Consider the following 11,040-nt stretch of genomic DNA (forward strand, 5'->3'; position numbering starts at 1 on the left):
ACCCGGCAGAGTCGGGATCGAACCGACGACCTTCCGCTGTTCCGAGGACGCGGATCGTCCTCGCCGAACACGAAGCTGCAAACGGCGAACTATCCGCGGGCTGCCACGACCTTCTTGGCTGCCTCGAGCAGGGGCTCCGCCGCGCGGCCCATCTTCGTCAACTCCGCGGCGGTGAGGTCCTGATGTGTGTAGGCCGCTTTGTTCTTCCGGCTCAGGAGGGTGTTCAGGTGCCGTTCGGATCCGCTGTCTGCCCGCTTGAGCAGGGCGACGGCCTCGCTGTGGTTACCGGTGTTGGAGTGCACGCCGAGCCGCGCGCAGCAGATGACGTCCGAGGCTGCGATACCCGCATCCACGTAGAGTCCCCGGCAGCGTTGGGCATCTCCCGTCCGAGATGGTCGGCGGCATCGAGAAACTCGGTCGCCTTGGACATGCGCCCGGCGGCGACCGCGGCGTCACATTTGCGCTGCCCCGCCATCACGAGCTCCTCGCCGGGCGCAGTTGCGCGGTGAACCAGGCCCGTGTCCCCGCAACGGTGAGGCCCTGGGTCGACACGTCGCCGAGCAGCGGCTCGCCGGCGGCGACCGCGGCGCGCAACTCGTCCTCGGTGTACTCGACGATCCGGCCGTCGTTGCCGGTCCACGCGGTGATCAGTCGAGCGAGTCCGGTGACCCGCTGGTCCCACGCGTCGTCCTCGGAATCGGTTGCGCGCACCAGGAACACGTCGATGTCGCTGTCGGGCCTCATCCGCCCCGTCGCCGCCGACCCGAACACCGCGGCGTACCGCAGCGCCGTCTCCCACTCGGTGAAGTGCTCTTCGAGGCGCTGCAGGAAGGTGGAGTTCAGCCGGGAGAGCGCCATGATCGGCGGGGCCGCGAGATGCTCGGTGTTGAGGCGGTAGGTGTGCGTCCGACCTACTTCATCGTGCAGCACCACGCCCTGTGCACTGAGCCGGTTGAGGACCTTGCGGATGCCTTCCCCTGATGCGCTGCCGAGGATGCGCTGGACCTGGCTGATCGTGAATGTGAGGTCGGCGGCCGCCAGCACCGCGAGCACGTCGCCGTCGAGGGTCGGCGTCACCGTCGCGAACGGCTTGTTGAGCTGCATGGCGCACCCCTCTCCAACGAAAGTTAGAGTAACACAACTATAGTTGGAGAACGGCTGGAGGACGACGCGCTCGCCCCTGCGCGGACTGCGCATCAGCAGCGCCCGCAGGTAAGACGGCGACCGACGCCACCGCGGGCGGGGCAGACTGATCACCGTGAACCCACGACGACGGACAGGCCCCGTCGACCGCCCTCGACGCCCCACTGCTCGAGATAGAGTCGGGCCCCTGACACCGGGCCACTGACACCAGACCCCCTCCGACCACCAAAAAAACCTCCCGGATAACCGGGAGGTTTTCATGGTGGCCAGAGTCGGGATCGAACCGACGACCTTCCGCTTTTCAGGCGGACGCTCGTACCAACTGAGCTACCTGGCCCTAAGACAACCGGCGCATCCGGTAGAACCGAATGCGCCGGTCATCTTTTGGCGACCCTGACGGGACTCGAACCCGCGACCTCCGCCGTGACAGGGCGGCGCGCTAACCAACTGCGCCACAGGGCCTTGTTTAATTGTGCTGTCAGACTCTCGTTGCCGAGTGCCGTCCAGGCGTACCCCCTACGGGATTCGAACCCGCGCTACCGCCTTGAAAGGGCGGCGTCCTAGGCCGCTAGACGAAGGGGGCCGGTCTCGCTTCTCCGCTGGGAGCTCGCATAGCTTATGACAGGTTTCGAGCAAACCACAAATCGTGTGGTCAGAGGCCCAAAACGGCCATTTTCGGTGCGTATGCGCAGGACGCATGGAGACCCTCGTTCAGAAGGCCGCGACAAGCCGCACGACCGAGGTCCCGGGAGCTGACTGAGAACGGGGCGCACTCCCCCGCGCGCACGCGCAGGCCGCCGGCCCAGAGCGGCGAACGCACGCGCACGACACACGCGTAGGCCCCCGCTCGGACTGCCGGGGCAAGCTGTAAACTCATCGACGCCCGGCTCGCCGGGTACGCCCCTATAGCTCAGTTGGTAGAGCTACGGACTTTTAATCCGCAGGTCCCAGGTTCGAGCCCTGGTGGGGGCACCACTTCCATTCCGAACAGGCAACCATCCGAGCCCCACAGGCTCACAAGTCAACCCCGGGACGATCGTGCCGAGGCGGTTGAGCGCGTTCTTCGCGGTCCGCAAACACATTCACCTGAGATCCCGAAGGGTGTCCGCAACGACGCCGTCGTCAGAACGAAACCTGCCCCCTGCGCCTGCCCCTGCATAGACGCAATTGCCGCGTAAAGGACACGTATCAGTCGCCCACCACCTTCCACAAGCGAGCCCACTTTCAAGCCGGTTGGGATTAATCAAATACTCCGCAACTCAAAAAGAGGAAACGATATTGCGATCTAAGGTATTTCCATCCGACTCACCATTTTCAACTACAGGCCGACCTGTGCCAATTAGCGCATTGCCAATCACAGACGCGTGACCGACATTCGACAACAAAATACCCGGGCCACCTGAATTTATAACGGTGCTATCGCTCAAATCACCATACCTACAGTCAGTTAGCTGGATACCCGCCGAACCAAAGTTCTGAACCGTTAGCCGAACAAGAGAGAATTTCTCGCATCGACTCAGAACTATCCCCTCGCGATTACTAGACTCCGAACCGGCAAAAATGGTATCTCGAATATCCAGACCACGAACTGAACGACCATTACTGGCCGTCGCCCAGAACTGCACACCTCGTCCGTTTACAAAGTTACATCCGCGAACCAGAATATCCGACCCCCCATGAACGCGCATGCCTGTGCCCGGGCCACCTCCCATATCAGCAAGCACCGAGTTCAGTCGTATTCTACGTATTCCACTATCCCCGTGCCGTTCATCCAGAATCCGAACTGCATCGTGCCCCGATCGAAGTTTCGGTAAAGAGATCGTTACGTCGTTAAACGACACATCTTCGATAAACGCCTGACTCGCAGCGGATTTCACATGAAGCTTGACTCCCGAAGCCATTCTCGATGAAAGAGTGCAGTTCTCAACAACAACCTTTTCGAGCGGCTCGTTTTCAGGAGATTCGACGGTCAGAGATAGAGCGTCATCGCCAGAGGAAATATGGCAGTTGCGTACCAAATAGTTCTTCCCACCGTAAAGGTGTAGACCGTCCTCGCCGACGTCCGTACCGGAGAACCAATTGAGACGCTCAAGAACCACATTTTCGCAATTCATAAACAATCCCATGAAGTCGCCAAGACAGGACGAGATTGTCACACCATCTACGGCTAGTCCCCTGACATTGACGAATCCGAAATGCTTCCCTATGCATCCAGGCATGGAATACATCTGACCAGAACTTATCCCAATATCGCGATTGCCCAGACCGTGGTCGGAGTTGACTACCGTAGCGTTACCGTTCCCTTTTCCCTCAAAGGCGCGTATAAGTACACACTTTGTAAGGTCTATATTAGTACCCGAATGAACTTTGATTGGACGAGTTGAATGATGCGTACCGACCAATCGAACGCTTTCGCCTCTGTTTCGCTCCAGCCACCGGTTTACCCCATCAGTGGACATCCCCTCGACGATTAGAGTGCGCACCGACTCGGACACGGTTGTCCGAGCGGCCCTACTACCATGCTTGTCAGCCCCGTTCGAGCAGGCCGCCGCAATCGGGAAAATTCCGATCAGCTTAAGGATCGATCGTCTACCGATCACCGTCCCGTCACAAAACCGGCGGCCACGCCTTCCCTGCTCTTCATGCCCGCAGCGATCCACCAGCTCTAACCGTTCCTCCGAGTCCTATTCTCAACGACACTCCCCGTAGTAGTGGACAACCCGCCCGAAACAGTCCTAAGCACGAGCCTTTCGACATCAACGTGAGTCGTGCGATTCTACTCGCGAGTATCTTTCGCGTATTTTGTCAATCCCGAACGGGTTGCGGCCAAATACCAAGACGCCTAGCACCACGGCTGCACCCAGGAAAACAATCTGAGCCCCGAGCGGGCCTCGAAGTAGTCCAAATTGGCATCCAGCGACGATCACACAGAGTTCGCCCATCAGACTATTCGGCGAGCAGGAATAGTGGATATCAAGCCGAGACGAGAAGTAGCCATATGCGAAAAGGCCGATAATCACGCCGACTATTCCGAGATCCAAATACAGCTCAGACCATATTGGCATTGATAGGTTCTCGAAACTATAACCTCGTGAAGCCGCTACTTCAAGGCTTGCTGGTTCAGCCTTTCCCTCCCAGAACCGCCGAGGCACGAAGAACAGGAGTGCGGCCAGTACATGCGAACCGAATCCGATACCCGATTCACGTACATGAACCATCGTATTCACGATCTGCTGAAAGCCGTCAAAATCGACAGTCAAAAACATGTCTGCGAAGGAGTCCCGCTCACGACCCCTCACCGAATCGCGCTTAAACCAAGTCGCCAGGGGGTAAATGTAGAGAATCCCCACAATCGCGCCGACTGCAAGCGCCAGTTTCCTTCTTGCAGTGTCTGCCCGAAACACCGCTAGGAACGCGACAATAATTGCAGCGAATGCAATATATCTCGAGGTTGAGAAAGGGTTCGCCAAGAGTATTACCAAGACTAAGCTGACAAGTAGACAAAGTCTTGAGCTAGTGCGCGAAACTTCGCCGCGCTTAATCATCCGAATCGATGCATACAAGGCAACCATTGCCGCCGCCGCCGGGAGTCGATTCAGAATAAAGAGCTCAATGGTGTCACCATCAACCGCGGAAATGCCACTTGACTGAAAGGCAGCACCTACCTCGTCCCTGGTTTTGAATCGTGCCCCAATGCTGCCAGACACGACAATTACTGGGACTACGAGCAGTCCTCCTATAACGAGTGGAATCCAAGTTCGTGGCCGTCGCAACGAAGCCGTAGCGGTTCCAACCAAATGTTCAGCTCTCGAAGCTTCAAGCCGCCGCGTGCGCGAAACATACGTCCCTATGATGTAACTCAGAATCGCGACGCTTGTTAGCAACTGGGCTCCGAAAAATACCTCGCTGAGGTCAACATCGCGCCACGGGAGGATTTGATTCTTCAACTGCACGAGCGGAGCTATACATAACCAGACCAAGGTAAATGGCCAGAACACGATCGCCATCGGACCAGACTCGGGAGTAGCTGCGTCGCTGACCACTCGGTATAGACAGATCCCGGTGTTAAGCAATCCCAAGATCGTCGGACCCGTCAACTCGTCCACCGCGAAATAGTACGTGAGTGTCACGCCGAGCAGCGCAACAAATGCGGATATGATTTGACTCTCCGGGTTCGGAGATACGAGAGTGGACGTTCTTGGCGAAGTCTGCGGTATCGGCGTCATTGGCTTCCCCACCCTTTCCTAGAAGCAATCTTTCCTAGGCCTCTGTTCTTTCCATGAACGGGCGCCGCCCCTCGCGATCGCTTCTTCACCGCGGCGGCCGCACGGGAGTCGCCGCCTCGAAGAACTCGAGGCAACACGGACGGGGAGACCAACAAATTAGTACACCTGAACCTAGGAACGGATCTTCGTGGCCACGTCAGTTGACTCACCGAGATCGGAGTTGCTATGCAGTAGCGCGTATCCGTAACCGTAGCCGTAGCCGTATGGCAATGCATCGCGAGCCAAATCTGTGAGCACGCCACCGAGAACTGGGGTCTCCGTTACGGCGAGATGAGCAACCGCATCGCGTACCTCATTCGTCCTAGATGCGTCGCTTCGAGCGACAAGTACTACACCATCGCCCCATTGACACAAAGAGACCGTGTCCGCGACTGGAAGAACAGGGGCCGAATCGACGACTACGTAGTCGAACTTCGCTGCGAGCACACGCAGACCCTCACCCACCCTCTGTGCTTGCAAAAGTTCTGCCGGATTCGGTGGTATCGAACCGCTCGCGAGCACGGTCAGTCCGTCAGTTGCAGTTGATTGGACAAGATCGACTAACTCGACAGAAGTCGCACTAAGCCAATCAGTCAGGCCGACATTCTCGTTGAGCCCAAGACGTCCCGCTACCTGTGGACGACGTAAGTCCGCGTCTACCAGGCAAACCGATCGACCGGTGTCGGCTAGTGCAGCAGCGAGATTAATCGACACTGTGGTCTTACCCTCAGCTGCAACCGCGCTGGTGACCACCAGGACCGAAGGGGGATTATCGATACTGACGAACGAAAGAGCCGTCCGGAGTTTTCTGAAAGCCTCGCCGGCCACCGAACCACCGGAAGAAAACTCGGCAATAGCATGCGTATCGAAACGGCCATCATGAGGGATCCCAGCTAGAACGGGCACGCCTAGCGCGGCCACTAGGTCCGACTCTGTATGTATGCGCGTGTTGTACTTGGTCCTCACCACTACCCAACCAGCACCAATAAGCAGTCCAACCACCGCTCCTAGCACCACGTTCCGACCAGTTCGTGGACTTATCGGGCTCGAAGGCTCGCTGGCCGGCGCCACGACCGTCAATTTGGCTAGCGGCGAACCGCCACCAGCTGGAGTTTCGAGCGTCCTCACATACTCGGCCAACGCCTCCGCCGTACCGTTAGCTAGCCGCGTCGCTTCCCAAGCGCTTCCGCGCGTTGCACTGATCGAAAGAATAGATGTGTCTGAAGCCGCTGACGCAGCGACAGAGTGCTCTGCATCGTCCGCCGAGATATTAAGTCCAGCCCGCTGTACCCCATCAGCGAGCACTGACTCAGTCACGGCGAGTTTCACATACGAAGCAACCCTCTCCTGCGACGCGAGCGAGCCCTGATACGCAGCCGCCGTGTTGTTGCCCTGACTCGCGGTGACGTAGAGCGTTGCCGACGCCTTATATTGCGGTGTCTGGAGGAGCGAGAACCCCAGCGCGGCCACGCTACAAACGGCTGCACCTAGAGCGACCACCCACCAAGCAGAGCGGAAGGCGTTTAGATACGTATTTAAGGTCTCACGTCTAAGCAGAGACTGTTCTACATCGGTAACCATCATGGCCCCTGATTCTTAGTGCGGCTAAGTGCCGCAGATTTGACAAAATTCACGTCAGCGCGGTTATAACGTGATCGTATCTGCCGGTGGCTGCACTGCAACCTGCGATACCTGGTCCTCTAAACGTCTCCCATCCAGCGCCTCCTCGCAACCCGCAAGCAAGCATCTGCCTCGCGCTACCCCGGTGAAGCCGAGACCGTTCCATACACCACATCAGTACACGGCCAGCTGATCGTTGAATGACCGCCGGTATTCGCACTATCGACTCGAAAGGGAATCGCGGCACGGGTTCACTTCGAATTGTCTGAACCGGCGCTCCCGCCAGGCCGCTCGCCGAACTGTCAATCCGAAGCGAAGACCCGATCTTAGTTCACTTCATCACCCGAAACACTAAGCTCCCCGAACTTCCTAACGGACTCGAGGTCTCGCTTACCTGAGAACGGGACGATTGCATCCTCATCTGCATATCCGAACGCAATCAGCATCACGACTTTCTGATAGGGCTGGAGACCAAGTCTTTTTGCCATCCTGATTTCGCGGTTCCGAATGTCCGGCCAGTTGATACAGCAGGACGAAATATTCTGCGCGCGAAGCGCGAGGATAAAGGACATAGCAGCCAGAGATCCATCGATGTAAATCAGGTGGCGGTCGCGATCGTGCGAATAGGCGGACAGGTCCCCCACAAGTACCGCGATATGCGACAAAGACTTAATGTAGCCTGCCGTACCCATTGCTATCGACGCGATTTCATGCACTTCGGAAGAATTCGTGAACACACGAATTTGCCAAGGCACCCGATTGCATGCAGTCGGAGACTGGAGCGCTACATCGATCGCTTCGTCCACAACGCAGGTCGGAACCGGCTCACTAGTATAGTGACGCACCGACTCCCGCAAATCGGCCAACTCGCGTAGATCCTCGATCGATACAGGGGACTTGCCGTCCGACACACGACGTGGCGCGCACAATTCACGACCCGCCGGCGCCTGATTCAGCCGAAATGCGTATTGACGTCGAGCCTCGGCAATTATGTTTGAGGACGAACTCACGGTCGCATCAAAATACGCATTCAATACGTCTTCGAACCAACACAGCTCCAGCTGCGAAAAATTAGAGTCGTTCGCCGCATCGAGAACCGCCGCCACAGTTTCGCGGATGTAGTCCTCTGCAAAGGTATCGCGACGAGGCTTCATGCAAAGCCCCTTCTCGATCATATGAATATGGCGTCGAATAGAAAACCTCTCTTTGGACTCAGCCCTCAACGCTATGTGTCGGCGCGCACCCAAATAGACTGCACGCCGTTCGCGTGAGTATCTACCAGGACCAAGGAAGTGAGCCAAGCGCCCAGGGTAACCACCAACGAAGATCAGTTCGTGAAGTCCATCCGCACACTTCCTGTAACCTCGGCGAGCGACCGATCTCCCATCTGCAATTCTCATCAGATCCGATCCTCCACTTCTAGGATTTGCGCGACCTCGCGCCACATCGCCAAATTCACTGAATGTACTTTTTCAGTACTAAGAATCAAAGATTTCGACATTTCTTCGCGCGCCTCAGCGTACGAATTCAACAAGTCGATGGTGGCGTCGCCACCATCGAATGGAGACACACAGTTCCCGTCCCAACCAAAATCTGCAGCCAGCCACGAATATTTGTGACTCCACCCGTGCATAACCGTGGGTACACCCTGACTCAGAGCGCTGATTATCGCATGGTAACGCCCGCTTACCACACCCTGCGCGCGCCCCAAAACAAACTTCAGCTCAAGACCATTCAGTCCGCTAACGAGCTCCAGCTCGGTGTACTCGCGCTTGACCTCCTGTAAGAGTTCCAGGTCTCGTGCTCCTTCGTGGCAGACACCCACAGCACGCCCGCCGAGTGCGCCAATGAAGCGAGTGACGCGAACAAGTCCCGCGACATACCTTCTGGCGTCCTCCTTGTCCGCGCGCTCGTATATGTTCCAATTCGGCACGATGCACCAATACGGCTCGTCTATTGTGAGCTTCTCAGGCTTCCTCGCAGGTACCTTGACGGTGAAGTCCGGATATCTAGCCATCCGCCGGTGAGACGCAGCACCAAGTAGCCCTTCCACGTGCTTGAACGAGGTCTCATCTCTTGGATAAACTGCTGACGATGCGCTAATTGCCCTTCGCGAAGGCTCCCCGGTCAGCTCAAATGGGCCAAATGCCTGCGGCAGCATCACTACCGGGACGCCACGACTTGCCCACCATTCATAGTTCTGCGCACGCCGCATCAAAGGTGCGTTGTACCATTGGTCTCCGAACGCAAAGCCCGTGACATCCAGGACAGCGTCGATGTCACCAGTGAACAGATATGGGGAATGATCCCGAGCACGCCGGGGTAGCTGCGGCAACCGTGGCCGGACTCCGAAACGTTCCTCAGCAAGAAGCGTCTCGTACCCAATGTCAATCCGCTGGCGAGCGGTTCCGAATCGCAGCGGAATCACAGGTCGTCCGCCGAGATAATCTCGAACAGCTATTCCTGCAGCGACCAGCATCAGGAACGCGCCTTGGTTCTTGAAGTTGCCGCCAGTTACCAGAACATTCGGGCCCATACCTAAATCACTCGCTACTTTCTTGGTCAATTAGTTCCCCATTGTGAGCAGTCTGTTCGGATCGCTCCATCTCCGCATCTCGTCGGCGCCCCGACAAAATCGATCGCAGTGCTGCGCGCGGGGCGGGTGCCGCCAGCATGTTAACAATCCCCACTAAGCTAACGGCGCCGATTCCAGCAGCAACACCATTCCATGTGCAATCGTCTAGATATGCTCCGACCAGATATCCGACTACAAATGTCGGGAACATCGACACGATTAGTGTCACAGTTCGCAAAAATACAGCCAGCCGTGCGGTAGCGTAAATTGCACCGATAATCGCACCCACCGATACAGCAAGGCCAAGCCCCGTAGCACCGAGTTCGCCCACAAGAAATGGGCGAGCAGTGAGCGTGACTACCGCAGATATTGCAATAGTTGCGACCGCATCCCAGTTGCGAAACCGCGAGTTCATCGTTTTGGTCAAAAAGTAGTTCAATAGCAGAGCCCATATTCCCAGCGCGAAGCCAGCGCTGATATCAGCAGTGAGATTAACCGATGCCTCGTCGAATTCTCCGCGTCCAAAAAGTACCTTCACGATGCCTCTCGCCTCAACGAAGGCCAGGACACTAACGACAACGGCAACTGGGATGAGGACACTGATTACACGCTCCAGAGAGTCGCGAAACTCGCGCGCTGACAACGTTGCGAAACGTGGAAGAGCAGCGAGTCCAATCGGCATCGAGATGACAAGAACAGCTGTCTCAGAAATAATACGTGCGTAGTCTACCGCCGCAATTGCTGACGTTCCAAGCGAACCTGCTGAGTACTTTTCAGTAACAATTACTACCTGCGAAAGAATCGGCATCCAAATCAGAAGGCGCATAGGTCGTGCAATTTCTCGGGATGCGCCTACGTATCTCCTTAATTGCGAGATGCGTAGGACTCCGCCTACTGACGGGGACAAATAATTCCTACGTTGGACCCGGATAGCACACCACGACCACATCAAGAGATACGCCGCCGTGAATCCCCAAGCGAGCAGCGTGGGACGACTCAGCGTGTACCCACAGACTGTCCCCACTATCAGCCCGATACTCTGCCCCGTTGCACGGATGCTGCTAGGCAGATAATCGTCGTGCGCCATGCAGAGGTACCCCGCCAGGTTGTACAGCAGGTATGGAATTGCTCCCACCAGCATCGCTACAACCATCGCGTAGGTAAGCGATGTGAAACGCTGCGTTGACTGTGGAACGAGTACTTCGACGATACCGTTTCCAAATACAACCAGCGCTACGACTACCAGAACCCCAACCACTATCAGGAGGAAGCGCATAGCGCGATATAGGGCGCTAGCGCGGAGCAAGTCATCTGTCTTGGTCGCCGCATATCGTGGCAAGAAAGCCCCGCTCAGGGCATCGCTGGTAACTAGATTAAGCGGAGAGAACACAATCGTCTGGGACAACCTATTCGCTGCCGCAACTTCCGACGTGCCGT

The 11,040-nt window shown here is 57.0% G+C and carries 8 protein-coding genes and 4 tRNA genes; 1 reads left to right on the forward strand and 11 read right to left on the reverse strand.

The window, feature by feature from the left end:
* Nucleotides 1-89: 89 nt before the first annotated feature.
* From GOALK_RS03220 to GOALK_RS03240, 5 genes are all read right to left on the reverse strand, one after another.
* Entirely contained in the window at nt 90-353 is a 264-nt protein-coding gene (locus GOALK_RS03220) for a hypothetical protein (RefSeq protein ID WP_006357355.1), read from the reverse strand.
* Nucleotides 354-474: 121 nt separating this feature from the next.
* Nucleotides 475-1,104: a nucleotidyltransferase domain-containing protein gene (locus GOALK_RS03225; protein ID WP_006357356.1), complete on the reverse strand. Its 630-nt coding sequence runs from the start codon at nt 1,102-1,104 to the stop codon at nt 475-477.
* A gap of 299 nt (nt 1,105-1,403) precedes the next feature.
* Nucleotides 1,404-1,480, reverse strand: a tRNA-Phe gene (locus GOALK_RS03230).
* A 48-nt stretch (nt 1,481-1,528) separates the two neighbouring features.
* Nucleotides 1,529-1,605, reverse strand: a tRNA-Asp gene (locus GOALK_RS03235).
* Between the two features lie 48 nt (nt 1,606-1,653).
* A tRNA-Glu gene (locus tag GOALK_RS03240) sits at nt 1,654-1,726 on the reverse strand.
* Between the two features lie 316 nt (nt 1,727-2,042).
* Here GOALK_RS03240 and GOALK_RS03245 point away from each other — a divergent pair.
* Nucleotides 2,043-2,118, forward strand: a tRNA-Lys gene (locus GOALK_RS03245).
* A 284-nt stretch (nt 2,119-2,402) separates the two neighbouring features.
* Here GOALK_RS03245 and GOALK_RS23815 read toward each other — a convergent pair.
* The 6 genes from GOALK_RS23815 to GOALK_RS23285 form a co-directional block, all read right to left on the reverse strand.
* Nucleotides 2,403-3,299 carry a right-handed parallel beta-helix repeat-containing protein gene (locus GOALK_RS23815; protein WP_157139126.1) on the reverse strand — a complete coding sequence of 299 codons (897 nt, stop codon included), beginning with the start codon at nt 3,297-3,299 and terminating at the stop codon, nt 2,403-2,405.
* Nucleotides 3,300-3,899: 600 nt separating this feature from the next.
* The gene (locus GOALK_RS23820) at nt 3,900-5,150 is read right to left on the reverse strand and encodes an oligosaccharide repeat unit polymerase (protein WP_157139127.1); all 1,251 of its coding nucleotides are present in this window, start codon (nt 5,148-5,150) and stop codon (nt 3,900-3,902) included.
* A 390-nt stretch (nt 5,151-5,540) separates the two neighbouring features.
* On the reverse strand, nt 5,541-6,992 hold the full coding sequence (locus tag GOALK_RS23275; protein WP_006357359.1) for a tyrosine-protein kinase domain-containing protein: 1,452 nt from the start codon (nt 6,990-6,992) through the stop codon (nt 5,541-5,543).
* 362 nt (nt 6,993-7,354) lie between these two features.
* The gene (locus GOALK_RS03255) at nt 7,355-8,182 is read right to left on the reverse strand and encodes a nitroreductase family protein (protein ID WP_006357360.1); all 828 of its coding nucleotides are present in this window, start codon (nt 8,180-8,182) and stop codon (nt 7,355-7,357) included.
* A gap of 245 nt (nt 8,183-8,427) precedes the next feature.
* Nucleotides 8,428-9,594, reverse strand: a complete 1,167-nt coding sequence (locus GOALK_RS23280; RefSeq protein WP_157139128.1) for a polysaccharide pyruvyl transferase family protein — start codon at nt 9,592-9,594, stop codon at nt 8,428-8,430.
* On the reverse strand, nt 9,572-10,993 hold the full coding sequence (locus GOALK_RS23285; RefSeq protein WP_157139129.1) for a lipid II flippase MurJ: 1,422 nt from the start codon (nt 10,991-10,993) through the stop codon (nt 9,572-9,574). Before GOALK_RS23285 ends, GOALK_RS23280 begins: the two co-directional genes overlap by 23 nt.
* Nucleotides 10,994-11,040 lie beyond the last annotated feature (47 nt).

Origin of the sequence: Gordonia alkanivorans NBRC 16433, assembly GCF_000225505.1 — a bacterium.
Taxonomy (GTDB): domain Bacteria; phylum Actinomycetota; class Actinomycetes; order Mycobacteriales; family Mycobacteriaceae; genus Gordonia; species Gordonia alkanivorans.